Annotated in this window: 11 protein-coding genes; 4 read left to right on the top strand and 7 right to left on the bottom strand. The window is 75.1% G+C overall.

All coding sequences use genetic code 11. The features are described 5' to 3' along the window. The first annotated feature begins 133 nt into the window (after positions 1 to 133). Positions 134 to 2,344, top strand: coding sequence for a PIG-L family deacetylase (locus AB0G84_RS29670; RefSeq protein WP_361327389.1), 2,211 nt, complete (start codon positions 134 to 136; stop codon positions 2,342 to 2,344). Here AB0G84_RS29670 and AB0G84_RS29665 read toward each other — a convergent pair. From AB0G84_RS29665 to AB0G84_RS29655, 3 genes are read right to left on the bottom strand one after another with little or no spacing between them, the layout of a single operon-like run. Beyond that, positions 2,299 to 2,694, bottom strand: a complete 396-nt coding sequence (locus AB0G84_RS29665; protein ID WP_361327386.1) for a GtrA family protein — start codon at positions 2,692 to 2,694, stop codon at positions 2,299 to 2,301. The two genes, AB0G84_RS29670 and AB0G84_RS29665, sit on opposite strands and share 46 nt — an antisense overlap. Beyond that, positions 2,694 to 3,668, bottom strand: a complete 975-nt coding sequence (locus AB0G84_RS29660; RefSeq protein ID WP_361327383.1) for a glycosyltransferase family 2 protein — start codon at positions 3,666 to 3,668, stop codon at positions 2,694 to 2,696. Before AB0G84_RS29660 ends, AB0G84_RS29665 begins: the two co-directional genes overlap by 1 nt. Next, positions 3,665 to 6,289, bottom strand: a complete 2,625-nt coding sequence (locus tag AB0G84_RS29655; protein ID WP_361327380.1) for a YfhO family protein — start codon at positions 6,287 to 6,289, stop codon at positions 3,665 to 3,667. Before AB0G84_RS29655 ends, AB0G84_RS29660 begins: the two co-directional genes overlap by 4 nt. A gap of 116 nt (positions 6,290 to 6,405) precedes the next feature. Here AB0G84_RS29655 and AB0G84_RS29650 point away from each other — a divergent pair, with 116 nt between their 5' ends. Together AB0G84_RS29650 and AB0G84_RS29645 are read left to right on the top strand one after the other, a co-directional pair. After that, positions 6,406 to 8,391: a glycosyltransferase gene (locus AB0G84_RS29650; RefSeq protein WP_361327377.1), complete on the top strand. Its 1,986-nt coding sequence runs from the start codon at positions 6,406 to 6,408 to the stop codon at positions 8,389 to 8,391. Between the two features lie 107 nt (positions 8,392 to 8,498). After that, a complete protein-coding gene (locus AB0G84_RS29645) occupies positions 8,499 to 8,774 on the top strand; it encodes a DUF1876 domain-containing protein (protein ID WP_361327374.1) in 276 nt (91 codons plus the stop codon). A gap of 238 nt (positions 8,775 to 9,012) precedes the next feature. Here AB0G84_RS29645 and galE read toward each other — a convergent pair whose 3' ends face one another. The 3 genes from galE to AB0G84_RS29630 form a co-directional block, all read right to left on the bottom strand. Next, positions 9,013 to 9,990 carry a UDP-glucose 4-epimerase GalE gene (galE, locus tag AB0G84_RS29640; RefSeq protein WP_361327371.1) on the bottom strand — a complete coding sequence of 326 codons (978 nt, stop codon included), beginning with the start codon at positions 9,988 to 9,990 and terminating at the stop codon, positions 9,013 to 9,015. A gap of 45 nt (positions 9,991 to 10,035) precedes the next feature. After that, positions 10,036 to 11,688: a glycosyltransferase family 2 protein gene (locus AB0G84_RS29635; RefSeq protein WP_361327458.1), complete on the bottom strand. Its 1,653-nt coding sequence runs from the start codon at positions 11,686 to 11,688 to the stop codon at positions 10,036 to 10,038. Positions 11,689 to 11,952: 264 nt separating this feature from the next. Continuing rightward, positions 11,953 to 15,528, bottom strand: a complete 3,576-nt coding sequence (locus tag AB0G84_RS29630; protein ID WP_361327368.1) for a bifunctional glycosyltransferase family 2 protein/CDP-glycerol:glycerophosphate glycerophosphotransferase — start codon at positions 15,526 to 15,528, stop codon at positions 11,953 to 11,955. A gap of 250 nt (positions 15,529 to 15,778) precedes the next feature. On the opposite strand from AB0G84_RS29630, the gene AB0G84_RS29625 reads away from it, so the two are divergent. Beyond that, positions 15,779 to 16,465: a class I SAM-dependent methyltransferase gene (locus tag AB0G84_RS29625; RefSeq protein ID WP_361327365.1), complete on the top strand. Its 687-nt coding sequence runs from the start codon at positions 15,779 to 15,781 to the stop codon at positions 16,463 to 16,465. A gap of 288 nt (positions 16,466 to 16,753) precedes the next feature. On the opposite strand, the gene AB0G84_RS29620 is transcribed toward AB0G84_RS29625, so the two are convergent. Then, positions 16,754 to 17,713, bottom strand: a complete 960-nt coding sequence (locus tag AB0G84_RS29620) for a class I SAM-dependent methyltransferase (RefSeq protein ID WP_361327362.1) — start codon at positions 17,711 to 17,713, stop codon at positions 16,754 to 16,756. Between the last annotated feature and the right edge of the window lie 380 nt (positions 17,714 to 18,093).

Raw genomic sequence — 18,093 nt, 5'->3', positions numbered from 1 at the left:
CCGGCCGTCGACCGCCGGCCGTCGACCGCGGGGACAGCGGCCAGGCAGCCCGGCCACGGCCGCCGCGGTGCGCGGGGACGGCCTCCCGGTGCGCCCGCCTGCGGCAGCGGCCGTGGAGCCGAATACTGAGGGGGTGTCACCTGCCCGCCCGCCCCGCCCCTCCCGCCGACGGCTGCTCCAGGCCACCGGCGTCGGTCTGGGTGCCATGACCGCGGGCGCCGGCGTCTGGGCGTGGTGCCTGGACGAGTTGCCCCGTACGGCCGGACCGGCGGGCGGCAGCCCCGTGGTGGACCCCGCCGACCAGTCCTTCCTCCAGGTGATCGCGCACGCCGACGACGGCCTGTACTTCATGAACCCCGACCTGGAGCAGTCCCTGCGCGCCGGCGCCCGCTCGGTCACGGTCTGCCTCACCGGCGGCGAGGCCGACGGGCGCAACGCCGGCCGCCGCGCCGCCGACCCGGCCGCGGTGCCCCGCAACCGCCCTGCCTTCGCCCGGGCCCGGACCAATGGACTACGCGCCGCCCACGCGGCGATGGCCACCGGCGACCCGGCCGCGCCCTGGGACCTGGCCACAATCTCCCTGCTCCCCGGCTTCCAGGCCGAGCTGCACACCCTCCGCGCCGCCCCGCACCACCAGCTGATCTTCCTGGAATTGGTGGAGGCCCGGGCCGTCTGGCGGGCCCGCGCCACCTCGCTGCGCGGGCTGTGGCTGGGCGCCACCGACACCCTGCCCACGCTGCGCCCGGCCGGCACCCCCGTGCCGCGGCGCTTCCACTACACCCGCGACCAGCTCGTCGAAACCCTGGTCGCGGTCCTCGACCGGGTCCGGCCGACGGTCGTACGGACCCTGGACCCCAACGCGACACACTCCCGCAGGCCCCCGCCGGCCAGCCCCGACCACGACCCCCGGCTGGCCGGCCTGCGCTACTACGACCACCAGGACCACACCGCCTCGGCCTACTTCGCCCAGGCGGCGCTGGCCGCCTACCGGGGGCGCGCCCGCTACCGCCCGGCCGTCGTCGAGAACTACCTCGGCTACGAGGCCGCGGTGCTGCCCAACGACCTCGACCTGCCGGCCGCCCGCCACAAGGCCCGGCTGCTGTCGGTGTACGGCTGGGCCGACCACCGCCGCTGCGGCGACCCGGCAGGCTGCGGCGACCGCAAGGTGGGCGGCTCGGCGCTGAACGGCAGCTCCCGCAACTGGACCCGCTCCACCCGGCTGCGCGCCCCCGGCTCCAACGCCTGGATCCGCGTCGCCGCCGACGGCCGGCTCGCCGCCTTCGCCGTCCTGGGCGGCGCGGCGTACTGCTGGACCGAGACCAGGCCGGGCAGCGGCAGCTTCGGCCGGCCGGCGGAGGTCGGCGGGGAGCTGCTCCAGGGCCAGATCCATGCGGTGCGCCGCCCCGACGGGGCGCTCCAGCTCTTCGCCACCCGCACCGTGCTGCCCGGCCGGAACGCCTCGCACCGCCGGGAGGTGGTGACTGCCGCGCAGCACGGCACCGCACCCGACGGCCGGCCGCGCTTCGCGCCCTGGGAGTCGCTGGGCTCGCCCGACCCCGACCCGGTGCGCTCGCTGGAGATCGGCTTCCCCGCGGCGGCGGCCGCCCCGGACGGCACCGTGCATGTCTTCGTCCGCACCTGGGACGGCAACATCGCCCACCGCAGCGGCCCGAACGGCTCCTACTGGTCGCTGTGGGAGCGGCTGGAGGGCACCGTCAGCACCCTGCAGGCGTCACCGCAGATCGTGGACGGGCTGGACGCCTGTGTGGACTCCGACGGGCTGATCCACCTGGTGGCGGCGAGCGCCCGGACGGTGGCGCACTGGGTGTCCCGGGGCGCCGGGCAGATGCCGCGGCCGGCCGCCGTCACCGGGCTGCCGCAGCCGGCCGGCCCGGTCAGTGCGGTGCCGCTGGCCGACGGCGTGGTGCGGATCGCCTACCGCCGGGCGGTCACCGCACAGGTGCTGATCGCCGAGCGGCCCCGCACGGTCGGCACCTGGCGGGTGGCGGCGCAGTGCGAGGCGGTCGGCGGCTACGGCCGGGTGGCGGCGGCGCCGGTCGGCAGCGGCGACCGGATGGTGCTCGCGGCTCGCGACGACGCGGGCGCGCTGCGGTTGACGATGGCTCAGGACGCCCCCGGGCCCTGGCAGACCGGCAGGGTGCCGCACTCGGCGGCGGCCGGCGTCACCCAGGACGCGGTGGGGCGCGCGGTGGTGGCCGTACTGGGCACCGACGGCCGGCTGCACACCACCCGGCAGGCCTCGGTCGGGCCAGGCGGGCCGTTCCAGGGCTGGCGGTCTCATGCCGGGGCGGCCGGGCGCAGGATCCGCCGGGAGACGAGGTAGGTGAACGGGAGCGCCAGGGCCGCCGCCGCCAGCGGCGCCACCGTGCTGTCCACCCCCAGCCAGCTCACCAGCGCCACCAGCCCCGCGCTCTGCACCGCGTAGTTGGTCAGCTGCGTCAGCGGGAACAGCAGGAACTTCCGCCAGGTCGGGCGGGTGCGGTAGGTGACGTAGGTGTTGAGGAAGAACGAGCCGACCAGGGCCAGCGCAAAGCTCACGGTGTACGCCGCGAAGTACGGCAGCAGGCGGTGCAGCGGCAGGTAACAGGCGTAGAACGTCGCGGTGTTGACCCCGCCCACGGCGGCGAAGCGCACCAGCTGGCCCCAGGGGACGGGCGCGGGGCGGCCCGGCATCAGGCGGCCCCGGAGCCGGCGGTGGCGGTGCCCGCCGGCTCGGGGGCGAGGCCGGGGGCGTTGCTCTCCTTGACCAGGAAGTGCGGCCGCCGCTTGGTCTCGTAGTAGATCCGTCCGATGTACTCGCCGATCAGCCCGAGCATCACCATCTGCAGCCCGCCCAGGCCCACGATGATGGCCACCAGCGTCACATAGCCGGGCGCGGTGACCCCGCCCACGACGGCCGCGCCGATGATCCACAGGGTGTAGACCGCGGCGAGCGAGGCCAGGCCCAGCCCGGCGTAGATGGCCAGCCGCAGCGGGCGGCAGTTGAATGAGAGCATCCCGTCGATGCCGTAGTTCACCAGCGAGCCGAGCCGCCACTTGGTCTCGCCGGCCTCCCGGGCGGCGTTGCGGTAGTCGAAGGTGATGGTGTCGAAGCCGATCCAGGAGAACAGGCCCTTGGAGAAGCGGTTGTACTCCGGCAGCGACAGCAGCGCGTCCACCGCGGTGCGGGACAGCAGCCGGAAGTCGCCGACGCCGTCGGTGAGCCGGACGTCGACCCAGGTGTTGACGACCCGGTAGTAGAGCCGACTGAGCGCGGACCGCAGCCGGCGGTCGCCGTCCCGGCTGCGTCGGGCGATGACCTGGTCGTGGCCGAGCTGGTAGAGGTCGAGCATCTTCTCGATCAGCGCCGGCGGGTGCTGCAGGTCGGCGTCCATGATGATCACCGCGTCGCCGGTGGCCGCCCGGAGCCCGGCCAGTATGGCCGGCTCCTTGCCGAAGTTACGGCTGAAGGACAGGTAGCGGGTGGTGCCGCGGTGCTGCTGGGCCAGGCCGCGCAGCCGGGCCAACGTGCCGTCGGCGCTGCCGTCGTCCACGTAGCACAGCTCGTAGCTGACCCCCAGGCGCGTCAGGACCGCGCGGACCGCGGCGTCGAAGCGGCTCAGCACGGCCTCTTCGTTGTAGCAGGGGACGACGACGGAGAGCTTCATGGGCGGGCCTCCCTGGTGGAGCGGGACCGCGGCCGGCCCCGCAGGCGTCCCCGGAGCGCGACCACGGCCAGCGTCAGGGCGGCCGCGCCGCTCGCCGCCAGCCCCGGGCGCAGCCCCGGCGGGACGTATGCGCATGTCAGCCGCCCGGCCCCGGAGCCCAGCGGAACGGTCAGCAGCCCGCCGAACGACGACGGTGCCCCGTACGGGCCGCCGTCCACCGAGCAGGCCCACCCCGCGACGGCGGGGACGGCCAGCACCGCATGGCCCCGGCTGCCCGCGGGCAGGTGGGCGGTGAGCCGGTGCCCGCCGGCGGTCAGCGTGCGCGGCCCGCGCAGGGCGTGCACCGCCGCGGCGAGCCGGCGCGGCGACAGGCACCCCAGCGCATGCCGGGGCACCAGCTGGCGGCCCTGTCCGAGGAAGCGCACCGCGACCGTGCCGTCGGCGGGCACCCGGCCCAGCCGGCGCACCGGGTTCGCGGTGGAGTCCCACCTGCCGAAGCCCGCGGTCTGCCGGCCTGGCCCGCTGACCCGGCCGGCGAACCACGGCGCCGACCAGACCACCACGCTGCCGGGGGTGCACCGCGCGGTGAAGGTGGTGCCGGTGCGCGCCGGCTCCGCCCCCTGACGGGCCGGGGCCGGCGGCAGCAGCCAGCCGCCGCGCACCGGCACCGGTGCCGCGCCCGCGGCCGGGGTCAGCTCCGGCACCTGGTAGACGCGGGCGCCCAACACCCGCTCCTGGCGGGCGAAGACGGTGCCGGCACGGGCGCCGCCGACGGCCCGCGGCAGCCGGGCGCGTACGGTCAGCAGCGGGGCCGCCGGCCCGGTGTGGTGCACGGCGAACCGGTTGCGGTCGTTGCCGGCCGGCGTCAGCGCGCTGCTCACCCCCATCAGGGCCTGGCCCACCGGGTCCTCGAAGCTCAGGGTGTGACGGCCTCTCATGTACCAGCCGGCGCCCAGCGCCTGCAGGGTGCGGGCGGTGGCCGCGGGCACGTAGCTGCTGTAGTACGCGCCGCCCTCGCCGCCCAGCAGCAGCGGATCGTTGTTGGCGAACTCGTGCGGGCCGGGGTCGGTGCGCGCGTGTGGCCAGCCGGCGCGTGCGACCAGCCCGGAACGGGCCGCCAGGGACGCCCGGTTCAGCGTGATCTTGGGCTGGAACCAGGCGATCCGGTCGCGCGCCGCGGTCACCGAGAACGCCGTGTACGCCGACCCGAGCAGCACCGTGCCGGTCAGCACGGCGGTGACCACGGTCCGCGTCCGGGCACTGTGCACCACCGCCAGCGCACCCAGCCCCGCCAGCGTCACCGCGCCGCCGCCGGCCACCAGGACCCAGGTGGCGTCGCTCACCGCCTCCTGCCCGCGGCAGAGCCAGGCCAGCAGCGCGACCAGCGCACCGCCCGCGGCCAGTTCACCGGCCCGCGGGCGGTGCGCCAGCGCCAGCCAGGAGAGCATCACCAGGATCCCGCTGAGCACGAAGGCGGCGCGGTAGGGGCTGCCGTTGGGCAGGGCGAAGCCGTGCCACAGCAGGATCGTCGGCTCCCAGACGAACGAGGCGGCCACCGAGGCCGCCAGCCCGCACCAGGCCAGCCGCATCCGCAGCGGCACCGCCCGCACGAACGGGAAGGCGGCGGCCAGCAGCAGCCCGGGGACCCCAAAGAAGACGTTGGGCGCCGGCAGCGCGCCGTGGCCGCCGGGCAGCAGCTGCGCCAGCAGGTAGAGCGGCGACGGCCGGTCGTGGGGGAGGAGCGCGGGCGCCGGCTGGGCGGCCCGGCTGGCCGCCAGGCCCACGGTCAGTACCGGCGCCGCGAGCAGGATGCCGGTGGCCGCCATGGTGGTGGCCCGTGCCGCCGCCCGCAGTCGGTCACCGGGCGCCGTCCCCTCGGTCGTGGCCAGCCGTACGCCCAGGACCAGCGCCATCGCCAGGGTCGCCATCGCCGCCGTGTAGAAGTTGCCGGCCCAGGCTAGGGCGAGAAGCAGGGTGCCGGCCACCCAGCGGGTCCGGCGCAGGCACCACTCCGCGGCGATCCCCACCAGCGGCAGCGCCACCAGTCCCCACATCCACATCGGGTCGGCGAAGCCGTCGTTCAGCACCCAGGCGCACAGCCCGTACCCGACCGACAACAGCGCCCGTAGCCATCCGGAGCCCGGGTGCAGCCGCCCCAGGAAGACGGTCATCAGGGCGGTGGCCAGCCCGATGCTCAGCAGGGTGACCAGGAAGACCGGGAGGTCGGCCAGCGCGCGGGGGAAGAGGCCGACCAGCCAGGAGAACGGGTTCATCAGGTAGGTGAAGAAGTCCGCGAGGAAGGGGACGCCGTACCCGCTGCTCCAGTTGAACAGCAGGTCCCCGTTGGCGTCGCCGTGCAGCAGGTCCCATAGCCGGGCGTGGAAGGGCACGAACTGGTTGCCCAGGTCGTTGACGGCACGGGAGCGCGGGCCGAACGGGTAGCTGCCGTGCAGCGCCAGCGCCAGGCAGTACGCCCCCGTGGCCAGTGCCGCCGCGAGCCAGGGCGCGGCCAGCCGCCGGAGGGCACCCCGCGGAGCCGCCGGGCGTTCACTTGCGGGGAGGGGCCGGGCAACCTCCTGGGCCCGGACCGCCTCTTGTGGGGTGGCGGGCGTCGGAGCCACCGGCACTCCTCCACACTCGGCGAACGTTCACCCAAAGTTATATGTCTTAATAGTCCCTTTTGCCGTGCTGGACGCGGGGCTTTCGAGGGATTGCGGTACGAACGATCGGAGGCCGTATGCCGGTGCCCGCCACCCCGCCCGGGGCCACCCCGCCGGACCCGGACGGTGCCGCTCCCCTGGTGTCCGTGATCGTCCCGGTCCACAACACCCGGCCCTACCTCGCCCGCAGCCTCGGCTCGGTCTTCGCCCAGACCCTCGACCAGCGCCGCATCGAGGTGATCGCGGTCGACGACGGCTCCACCGACGGCAGCGCCGACTGGCTCACCGCACAGGTCCGCCACCACCCCAACCTCACCGTCATCCGCCAGGAGGCCTCCGGCGGCGCCGGCCGGCCCCGCAACGCCGGCCTGGACCACGCCACCGGCGCGTACGTCTTCTTCCTCGACTCCGACGACCGCCTCGGCCCCGAGGCCCTGGACCGCCTCACCCGCATGGCCCAGGCCCACGGCTCGGACGTCGTCTACGGCCGGATCGTCGGCGCCGACGGCCGCCCCGCCCCGGTCGACCTGCACACCACCCGCGCCCGCGTCACCCCCTTCGACTCCCCGGTCTACTGGACCCTGGCCGCCTACAAGCTCTTCCGCCGCGCCTTCCTCACCCAGCACCGGCTGCGCTTCGTCGAGGGCCGGCTGCTCGCCGAGGACCTCCCCTTCGGCATCGGCGCCCTGCTCCACGCCGACACCGTCTCCGTCCTCGGCGACTACGACTGCTACTACCTCCACGGCCGCCCCGACGACAGCAACGCCAGCCGCCAGGACCTCGACTGGTGCGCGTACCTGCACTACATCGGCACCGACGTGCTGCCCCTCGTCGAAGGCGGCGTGCCTCCGGGACCGGACCGGGACCGGCTGCTGGTCCGCCACTTCCACGGCGAGATCCTGATGCCCTTCGCCGCCCCCTACCTCGCCCGCTCCCTGGCCGGCCGCCGGGCCATGGCCGAAGCCGCCCGCCCGCTCGTCGCACGCCACCTCACCGAGGGGGTGCTCCGCGCCCTGCCGCCCGGCCTCCGGCTGCGCGCCCACTGCCTGCGCACCGCCGACCACGACGCCCTGACCGCCGTCGTCCGCGCCGACACCGGTGCCGACCCCGGCCCGCCGCGGATCGCCCCCGACGGCCGGGTGCACGCCGGCTACCCGTTCTTCCGCGACCCGGCGCACGGCATACCCGACTCCTGCTACGACCTCACCGACCGGATCGTGATGCGCCAGCGCCTGACCGGCTACCGCTGGGCCGGCGGCGTGCTGCACCTGCGCGGCACGGCCGCCCTGCCCCCGCTCGACGCCGGCAGCGCCGAGGTCCTGCTGCGGGGCCGCACCGCCGAACACCGCATACCGGCGCAGTACGACGGCGAGCGCTGGCGGGCCTCGGTCGACCCTGCCACCGCGGCGGACGGCGACCCGCTCCCCGACGGCACCTGGGGACTCAAGATCGCGCTCACCGCCCACGGGGCGGACGACACGGACGGGGCGGACGGCGCGGACGGTACGGACGGCACCGGGCCGGCTGCCGTCCACCGCGCGGCCTGGCTGGTCCCGGAGGACGCCCCCGCCCCCGGCGAGCCGCCGGACGGCCCCGCCTACACCCCGCGGATCACCGGCCGCGGCCCGGCCGGCCCGACCACCGCCGCCCTCTTCCTCTCCCGGCCGCACGGCCACCTCCACCTCACCCTGGGCCGCGCCGCCACCGAGCACCCCCTCGGCACCGACCTGCGCGGCACCGCCACCACCACCCGCACCGGCCGCACCACCCTCACCGCTCACCTCACCCTGCCCGGCTGCCCTCCGGACGCCGCACTGCACCTACTCCTGCACGACCCCCGCACCGGGCGCACGGCGGCCCTGCGCACCGCCGTCGAACCCGCCGCCGACGACCGCTACACCGTCCGCGCCCGTCTGCGCGGCGGACCGCCCGGCAGCTGGCAGGTGACCCTCCGCCTGAGCGCCGGCCCGCTCCGCCTCGACCTGCCCGTCCGCACCGGCGACGGCCCCGCCCCGCTGACCGTCACCCTGCCCCGGCCGCCGCGGTGGCTGCCGTCACGCTGACGGGCACCCCGGCACCCCGGCACCCCGGTACCCCGGCACCCCGGCACACCGTGCGCCGGCCCGGTAGCGGGAGCACTCTGGTAGCAGCGGTTCCGGAGGTGATCGCGATGTTGCAGACCGCTGTGGGATGGCACGTCGAGATGGAATTCGAGGAGGACACCCACCGCACCCGCGCCGCCGCCCTGGTACGGCTCCCGGACGGCAGTGAGGTGCGGTCGCACGGATACGCCAGCCGCCACCCCGCCGACTCCAATCAGCCGCGGGTCGGCGAGGAAGTCGCGGGAGCCAGAGCGCTGAACGAACTGGCGATGAAGCTGCTGACCAAGGCGCACGACGAGATCGACCAGGCGTCCGGCCGGACGTCATACCCGCTGAGGAGCTGAGCGGCAGCACACCGGGCACCCGGGTCGCGGGCCTCGGCGCCCGCGCAGCAGGGTGCCCGACCATGACCGCCGCACCGGATCCCCGCACCGGATCCCCGCACCGGATCCCCGCACCGGATCCCCGCACCGGATCCCCGCACCGGATCCCCGCACCGGATCCCCGCGCCGGACAGGGGCGTGCAACGACGCACGGAGCGGCCCGCCGTGGCGGGCCGCTCCGTGCGGACGACTGGGGGCTTTAGGCCTCCGGGTGGTGGTGGCGCCAGCCCGCCCACGCCGAGGTGATCATGTCCCGGACGTCGTGGTGCGCCTTCCACCCCAGCTCGCCGGTGATCCGGTCGGCGGACGCCACCACCCGCGCCGGGTCACCGGGCCGCCGCGGGGTGACCTCGGCGGTGACCCCCTGATGGCCGGTCAGCTCGGTGATCAGGTCGATCATCTCGCGCACCGAAACCCCCTCACCGCGCCCGATGTTGAGGGTCAGATCGCGCACCGGGCCGGGCTCGGCGAGCTTCCGGGCGGCCGCGACATGCGCATCGGCGAGATCGGCGACATGGATGTAGTCGCGGATGCAGGTGCCGTCCGGGGTGTCGTAGTCATCGCCGAAGATCCGCGGCGCGGCGCCCTCGGTGAGCTTCTCGAAGACCATCGGCACGATGTTGAACACCCCGGTGTCGGCCAGCTCGGGCGTGGCCGCACCGGCGACGTTGAAGTACCGCAGACAGGCCGTGCTGATGCCGTGCGCCCGGCCCACCGCACGGGCCATCCACTCGCCGACCAGCTTGGTCTCGCCGTACGGATTGATCGGCGTGCACGGGGTGTCCTCGGTGACCAGGTCGACGTCCGGCATGCCGTACACCGCCGCCGACGAGGAGAACACCAGCCGGCCGACACCGCCGGCGACCATCGCCTCCAGCAGCGTCTGCAGCCCGTGGACGTTCTCCCGGTAGTACCGCAGGGGCATCTCCACGGACTCGCCGACCTGCTTCTTCGCCGCCAGGTGCACCACATCGGTGACGCCGTGCTCGGCGAGGGTCGCATCCAGCACCGCCCGGTCGAGGGTCGATCCGACGATCAGCGGGACATCCTCCGGGAGGCGCTCGGCTACCCCCGTCGTCAGGTCGTCCAGCACCACGACCTGCTCGCCCGCCTGCCGCAGCGACCGTACGACATGGGCACCGATGTAGCCGGCTCCACCCGTGATCAAGTAAGACATAGCGCTCATCCTAGGCTCGGGTTCCTACAGGGACAGTGGGCCGGGTCAGGGCCGCAGCCGGCGGGCGGCGATCCGCCACACACTGCGCAGCCCCGCCGCGACCCGCAGCGACAGCGCACCCCCGGTCGTGGCGTACGGCTGCACCAGCAGCACACCGTGCCGCCGGCTGGGCAGGACATGACGCTTCAGGCCCGGTCCTGTCGCCCGCAGCGCGGCCCGGAAAGCCGCGCCGTCGGCACAGCTGACCTGCGCCATCAGGTCCCAGGGCTCGGGGTCGGCGGCCTGGTCGCCCGGTTCCGCCAGCGCCGCTATGTCCAGCACCATCTCGGCGGTCCAGCCGGCGCCCCGGCCGCCGCCGGCCGGCGCCGGCGTCAGCGCCGCGGTGTGCACCGGGCCCCGCCGGTCGTCGCGGCGCCGCCGCAGCTCGACGTCGATGCTCTCCGGCCCCGCCGCGGCCAGCCGCCCGTACAGGTCGTGCACCCGCAGCCGCAGCACACTGCGCCCGCCCACCGCCGGCTCCGCATCGATGGTCACCGGCAGCCGGTGCAGCGGCTTGGAGTCCAGGTCCTCCAGCTCGACGCCCGGCAGGTCCGCTGACCACACCGCCCGCCCCGCCTCCTCGGCGTACGGCGGCAGCAGCCGGCCCGGCCGGGACGCCAGCTGCGTCAGCCGGTCCAGGTCGCGGGGGACGGGCGAGGCCAGCACCACCCGCGCCAGCCAGCGCGCCGGGGCCCGCGCCGCCCGCAGCGCCGACTCGTCGAACCCGGCCAGGTACTCCCGGGTCAGCCGCCACCACTCGGCGCGGTAGTCGGCGCCGCGGGTGTGCAGCTCACGGACGTACATCCGCAGGTCGTGGTCGAGGAACTTGGTGGCCGCGGCGTCCGCCAGCGCCTTGTGCCCGGCGTCCTGGAAGATCCGGACGCTGCTGCGGTGCGCCTCGATCCGCGCCCGCCAGTTCGCCACGTCCTTACGGTCCAGCGAGATCGACTGCCGGGCCGCCGAGCGGCGCACATGCCAGACGTAGACGCTGTCGGGGATGGTCGCGACCCGGGGCGCCGCGGCCAGCACCCGCGCGGTGAACACGAAGTCCTCGTAGGTGAAGCGGCCCTCGGGGAAGGCGATGTCGTGCGCGGTCAGGAACTGACGCTCGTAGAGCTTGTTGACGCACAGCGTGTCCCGGACCAGCTGGGGGCTGGCATCGGCCGGCTCGTGCACCGCCGCCTCCCGGTAGAGCGCCGGCAGCCAGGGCACATCGCGCCGCGCCGGCAGCTCCCGGCGCACACAGGCGCCGGCCACCACCGGGGCGTCATGCTCCAGCGCCGCCGCCAGCAGCCCCCGGGCCGCCCCCGGAGGGAGCACATCATCGCTGTCCAGGAACATCACGAAGCGGCCGGTGGCCGCGCGCAGACCGTCATTGCGGGGCGTTCCGCAGCCGCCGCTGTTCTCGGCGCGGTGGATCACCCGCAGCCGGGGCTCGGTGTGGGCCAGGTCGTCCAGCGCGGCGCCGGTGCCGTCGGTGGAGGCGTCGTTCACCGCGATCACTTCGGTGACCGTTTCACCAGGGCTGCCCTGCGCGAGCGCGGAGCGCACCGCATCACAGACGTGACCGGCATCGTTGTAGGCGATGACGATGATGCTGACCTGTGCGGATGGCGTGATGGTGGGCCCCGCCGGCAGCGGCTCTAGGGCTTCTTTCACAGTCACTGAATCTACATTTCGTGTCGACAGCGTCTCTTGGCGTGAGCGGGGTCCGAACCCATTTTCCGATGATTCAGAGGGCGAATCCCGTCGAGCGGTTGCACCCCTCGCTCCGGTTTCCCGCCCTCTTGCCGTCTTCTTACCCGGCGGGAATCGGGGCTCGGGGTGTACAGACCCGTAAGGGCGCCTGCACATGCTGTAACGACGCGAACGCCACACGATGCCGATCCGCGCGCCACCACCTTGCCGCGGACCGGCCCGCGGTCACCGCTCCATCAGATCCGCGACCCGGCCCGCCGCCCCGCCGTCGTCCCGGTGGCAGAACTCCTGGCGGAAGTCCGCGTACGCCTCCGCGGCCGCCGCCGCGATCCCGTCCAAGTCGCCCAGCGCATCGATCAGTTCACCGGTCGAGGTCAGTAGCGGACCGGGCACCCGGGCCTCGAAGTCCAGGGTGAAACCGCGCAGCGCATCGCGGTAGTGCGGCAGGTCCGGCGTCAGGAACAGCATCGGCCGCCCGGTGTTCGCGAAGTCCGCCGCCAGCGACGAGTAGTCGGTGACCAGCACATCCGCGGCCAACAGCAGCTCGGTGGCGTCCGGGTGCGCCGACACATCCAGCGCGAACGGCGCATGGTGGGCCGGCAACCGGTCGGCGACAAGGGGATGGCTGCGCACCAACAGCACGTGCTCGTCCGCCAGTTCCTTCCGCGCCAGCTCCAGATCCAGCGGCAGATGCAGCCGGTGGTGCCCCGCGTCGTAGGCCATGTCGTCCCGCGGCGTCGGCGCGTACAGCACCACCTTCCGGCCCGGCTCGATGCCCAGCCGCTCCCGCACCGCCGCCGCCCGCAGCTCCCGGTCCGCGGCGAACAGCGCATCGGTGCGCGGCAGCCCCGTCTCCCACACCCGCCCCGAGAACCCCAGCGCCGACCGCAGCACCGGCGTGCTGTGCGCGTTCGGCGACAGCAGCACGCTCCACTGCCGACCGACCCGGGGCCGCGGCGCCAGATGCGCCAGCCCCGCGCACAGCGTGCCCGCCAGATCCGCCCCGATCCGCTTCAGCGGCGTACCGTGCCAGGTCTGGATGATCCGCTGACCCCCGCGCCGGGCGAACCACCGCGGCAGATGGGTGTTGGTGACCACCCAGCGGCTGTGCGCCAGCGCCCCGTACCACTCGGCGCTCCCCACCACCACCGCCCGCGCCGTGTCCGGCACCGTGCTCTGCCCGTCCCGCACCGCCCACAGGTGCTCCACATCCGCACCCCGGCGCACCAGCTCCTCGTGCACCGCCCGCGGCGAATCCCCGTACGCCCGGCCGCCGAAGCTGCTGTAGAGCACGGTGTCCCGCAGCGGACGCGACCGGTGCAGCGCATAGTGCTGCTCCCGCAACACCCGCCGCCGGTAGGGGCCCCGGTCACTGGCCGGCACCGCCGGCCCCGCCGTCACCACCGCCTCGTCCTGCGCCCGCCGATCCAAGGAGAACGGCTTGCCGCGCACCGTACGCACCGCCGGCAGCCCGTCCAGCACCGACGGCGCGATCCGCACCGGCGCGTCCGCCACCGGAACCGGCGCGCCCCGCTCCCGCAGATGCAGCGTCCAGCAGCCCTCCCGCAGCGGCACCGGACCGGCCAGCGACGGCAACGCCCCCAGCGGCAGCGTCCCGTGCAGCCGGCCCTCGTCGTGCGTCGTCGCGAACGCCACCTCGGCGGCGTGCACGGTGTGCCGGAGCACCAGCTCCGTGGCGTGCGGCGCGGCCTGCGGCAACCGGCCCGCCACCAGCAGCGTGCCGTCCGCCCGCCACACCACCCGGTCCAGATACGGCTGCGGCGTCCGGTCGTGCAGCACCAGGTGCCCGCCCGGGGTCGCCGCCACCACCAGCTCCCGGCCGTGCGACAGCGGATACCCCACCGGCGCCAGCGAAGGATCGCAGGCCACCGGACCGGTACCGCCACCGGGCAGCACCAGCTCCGGCGTCCAGCTCTCGGTGTGCGCCGGAGGGATCGCCGACGGCGCACCGTCGCGCGGCGGCCGGGCCGCCGCCAGCGCCTCCAGCCGGACCCGGACGGTCACCTCACCCGCCTCCTGCCGCGCCCCCTCCACCGGGAACGACACCACCGTCCCCGTCCCCTGATGCGTCAGCCGCAGCGCCGTCGGCGCCGGCCCCGGCGCCAGCACCGTCACCTCCAGCGCACCGGCCGCCGCCCGGTGCCCCGCCAGCCGCCGCACCGGGCGGGTCACCGACAGCCGCAGCCGCCCCGCCTGGTACCCGGGCGTGATCCGCACCCCGTCGCCCGCCTCCCCGTCGGCCACCTCATGGGCGGCGGGCGCCGCCCCCGAACCGGTCTCCGGAGGCCCCAGCGGCGCCGCCCGCACCACGCCCGCCGCGGCCAGCACCACCCCCACCGACCAGTCGCCCTCCTCGAAGCGCCCGCCCCGGCGCAGCCGGGCCGGGTCCACCCGCACCTCGAACCCCGCCCAGTCGTAACAGTGCTGCTCCTGACCGGACTCCGCCGTCGCCTCCGGCATCAGCACCGGACGCAGCGGCAGCAGGATCCGCCGCCGCCCGCACGACAGCACCGCCGTCCGCAGATAACGGTGCCGGTGCGCAGCGTCCAGATTGCGGATGTACGCATGGCCGCGCAGCACCAGCGCCCCGTCCCGCCACACCGCCTCCCGCACCGTCGCCCGCACCGGGAAGTCCCCCCGGTCCAGCCGCGTCACCCCCGGCGGCAGCTCCAGCGCCGGGCGCAGCGGCAGCACCGCCCGCTTGCGCAGCGGCGGCCCCGCCACCGCGAACCCGGCCGGATTGCGCGCCTCGTGCCCCAGCAGCGTCAGCAGATCCGCCAGCCGCCCCGCGCGGATCAGGTACCAGCGCATCCGCAACTCCACCGGCAGCGCCGGGAACAGCTGCGGATCCACCCCCGACAGGAAGCCGCGCGCACAGTCCAGGAACGCCGTCCGCGCCTCCGACGACGCGGCCGGCAGCCCCTCGACCAGGTCCAGCAGCCCGCCGGTCAGCTGCGCACGGTCGTAGTCCGACAGATAGGCGTGCAGATGCACCCGGGCCGGGTCGGTCAGGAACCGCCGCACCCCCGCCACCGCCGCGAACCGGTCCCGTACCCCGCGCGCATCCGGGTGCCGGTGCCGGTCCGGCCCCTCCGGCAGCCGCCAGTAGCAGACGTGCTCATGCAGCACGTCCACCGTCCTGGCCAGGAAGTGCGCCGGCAGCGTCACCGCCGCGTCATGACACAACGCCCCCTCCGGGAAGGCCAGTTCGTGCCGCTCCCAGAACGCCCGGCGGAACACCTTGTTCCGGGCGAAGTCGTCGGACAACAGCGCCAGATCCTCGGTGATGTGGGTACGCAACACCGTCCGGTGCGCCGCCGGATGCCGCGCGCACTGGCTGCGCCCGGCCGCACCCAGCCGGTACACATTGCCGGTCGCCAGATCCGACCCCGACCGGTCCAGCAGCCCGACCAGATCCGCGTACGCCCGCGGCAGCAGCACATCGTCCGCGTCCAGGAAGGCCAGGTAGTCGGTGTGCGGATAGGCGTGCCGGGCACCGGTGTTGCGGACCGCTCCGCACCCCGGCGCGGCACCGTCCGCCGCCCGCGGAAGGTGCACGACCCGGAACCGCGGGTCCCGCTCGGCGAACCGCCGGGCCACCGCCGCCGGCCCCTCCCCGGCCCCGGCGTCCCCCGCCCCCGGGCCGGGCCCGCCGTCCACCATCACCACATCCAGCTCGGTCAGCGTCTGCGCCGCCACCGACTCCAGACACTCCTCCACAATCCGCTCCGCCCCCTCACTGCGGTGAACCGGGACGACGACGGTGAGCCGAGGCTTCATACGCGGACCAAGCCTTTCCGGACGGGGTGATGCACAAGACCGGTCCGTTCAACTCACCCATCGGCGGCACGGTCACCGGATCTGCGCTGAAAGGGTGAGAACCCCGCCCGCCACCCCCGGCCCGGCGGTGACCTCCGTGCCGGACGCACCGGCGTGCCGTGGCGCCCCGCCGCGCCCGATGCCGTAGACCCGAGGCACAGCGTCCAGGCGCCCCGCGCGCCGCGTCCGCACGGAAGGTGACCGCGTCCCGATGCCCGGCCGTACCGACAGCTCCGCCACCACCGACAGCCCCGACGCCCATCCGTCCCCCACCGAACCCCGCCCCGCCGGCACCGCCCGCACCACCGGCACCGCCCCGACCGCTTCCACCGCACGGGTCCCGGCCGACCACCCCCGCCACGGCCTCGCCCGGCTGCTGCCCGCCCGCACCCCCTACCGCCGGCAACTGCGCCGGATCGGCGCCCGACGCGTGCTGGAGATCGGCTGCGGCGACGGCGCCACCCTCGCTGGCTGCGCCCCCGGAAGCGTCGGCATCGACCACGACCCCGAGTCGGTGGCGCACTGCCGGTCCCGCGGGCTGACCGCCTACACCGCCGACACCTTCCTCGCCGGCCCGCACGCCCGGCCCGGCGCCTTCGACGCCCTGCTCTGCGCCCACGTGCTGCACCACCTCGACGACGAACAGGTCGAGGGGCTGCTGCGGGCCTACGTCCCCTACGTACGGCCCGGCGGCGGCGTCGTACTGATCACCCCGCAGGAAGCCGGCCACCGCGCCGGCCCCGACCCGGTGCGCTTCACGGACTTCACCCTGCTGCGCGCCTTCGCCGCATCCGCCGGCCTCGCGGTACGCCGCACCTACTCCCACCCGCTGCCCCGGCCGGCCGGGATGCTGCTGCGCCCCAACGCATTCGTCCTGATCGGGCAGGTACCGGGCTGACCTCCAGCGGGGCACGGCGGGCTGCTTCCCGCGGCACGCTGGCTCGGTCGCCGCGGCACGCCGGCCCGGTCGCTGTGACACGCCGGCTCGGTCGCTGTGACACGCCGGGTCTGCCTTGGTGCGGCATGCCGGGCGTGCCCCCGTACGGCACAGGGCCGGCTCCTGTACGGCGCCGGGCGTGCACCTGTACGGCCCCGGGCCGGCTCCCGTACGGCACAGGAGCGGGGAGGGCCCGTACGGCGCGCCAGGCCGGAACGGCGATGCCGCCCCGGCCCGCGCCCACCCGGCTCAGTGCGTCCGGGCCCGCTTCCTGGCCCGGAGGATCGCCCGGGTGACGATCGGCGGCAGCACCTCCCGCGCGACCCTGCGCACCGTGCTGCGCGTCGGCAGCGGCGCACGCGGCACCGCCCGGGCCGTGGACGCCGCCCGGGCCTGCGCCGCCGGCCGCTGCCCGGCACCGGCCGCCGGCCCCGCACGGTGCCGCGACACCGGGTGCGGGGGCTCCTCGGCGCCCTTGGCGCTCAGCCGCACCAGCGGCGCACCGTGCACCTCCTGCACCTCGTGCCAGATGCCGCCACGGGCCTTGATCCACTCCAGCAGCGCCGTCCGGTACGGCTCCGGATCGCCCCACGTCCCGTAGAACTTGGTGCCGGTGATGCAGATGGGACGCAGCCCCTCGGTCGCCACCGCCCCCCAGGTGGCCGCGGCCACCCCCGGGCAGTGCTCGGCACGGAAGTCGTCCAGGACCACCACACCCTCGTCGGTGAGCAGCTCCCGCACCGCCAGGATGTCGCCGTGCACATGCTCGTACAGATGCGAGGCATCGATGTGCGCGAAGCGCACCGACCCCGGGTCCACATGGTCGCTGACGATCGAGCTGAGACCCTGCACGATCGTGGGCAACTCCTCATGGAACGAAAGGTAGTTGGCCTCGAAAGCGCGCCGCGTCAACGTCGCGTAGGACCGCGCCATCTCCCGGGAGTTGGAGGCGTCCTCGGCCGGCGAATCGAAGAGGTCGCAGACCGTGAAGCGCTCGCCGGCGTCCAGCCGGGCACCGAGGAAGATCGCACTCTTGCCCAGGTACGCGCCCAGTTCGAGCAGATCACCCCGCTCGGAACGGCCCCTCTGATGGGCCAGGAACCAGTCGAAGAGCAACTGGTCGGCGGTGAAGAACCAGCCTTTGACCTCGGCCAGCCGGGTGGGGCGCGGGAGCTGTTCGGCACTCTGGTCTGCGATGGGGGCAGTCATCTGCGGTCCGTCTCCAGACGGTCGGGAACCTCGGGCGGGTGCGCTGCGAAAAAACACCACAAAACGTGGGGGAAGCGGGCGCGCGGCGCGGACATCTGCAGTTGGAAACCGTGCGTCCGGCCGGCGGACGGCCGGGCAGCGGCGGGCCCCCGCACAGCGGGCGGGACACCCGCACCCGGCAGGCGAACGGCCGAGCGCCGCCCTCGGTCTCCACGACCGGGCGGCCACGCACCATGGGTGGCACGGCAGTGCGCGACATCGTAGGGGGACCGACATGAACGGCAGGTGTCCACGGCCGCGCCCCGCCTCCACACCCCGCCCGGCCCCCGCCCGGCCCCCGCGCCCCACCTGCGGGCGCGCCGCGCGCGTGGGCGTTATGC

The organism is Streptomyces sp. NPDC020742, assembly GCF_040641675.1.
GTDB lineage: Bacteria > Actinomycetota > Actinomycetes > Streptomycetales > Streptomycetaceae > Streptomyces.
This window is presented reverse-complemented; position numbering and strand designations above follow the sequence as displayed.

Coding starts and splice junctions, on each gene's coding strand:
- AB0G84_RS29620 (WP_361327362.1), bottom strand. CDS start 17,713: ATGACTGCCCCCATCGCAGACCAGAGTGCCGAACAGCTCCCGCGCCCC.
- AB0G84_RS29645 (WP_361327374.1), top strand. CDS start 8,499: ATGTTGCAGACCGCTGTGGGATGGCACGTCGAGATGGAATTCGAGGAG.
- AB0G84_RS29625 (WP_361327365.1), top strand. CDS start 15,779: ATGCCCGGCCGTACCGACAGCTCCGCCACCACCGACAGCCCCGACGCC.
- AB0G84_RS29630 (WP_361327368.1), bottom strand. CDS start 15,528: ATGAAGCCTCGGCTCACCGTCGTCGTCCCGGTTCACCGCAGTGAGGGG.
- galE (WP_361327371.1), bottom strand. CDS start 9,990: ATGTCTTACTTGATCACGGGTGGAGCCGGCTACATCGGTGCCCATGTC.
- AB0G84_RS29650 (WP_361327377.1), top strand. CDS start 6,406: ATGCCGGTGCCCGCCACCCCGCCCGGGGCCACCCCGCCGGACCCGGAC.
- AB0G84_RS29665 (WP_361327386.1), bottom strand. CDS start 2,694: ATGCCGGGCCGCCCCGCGCCCGTCCCCTGGGGCCAGCTGGTGCGCTTC.
- AB0G84_RS29660 (WP_361327383.1), bottom strand. CDS start 3,668: ATGAAGCTCTCCGTCGTCGTCCCCTGCTACAACGAAGAGGCCGTGCTG.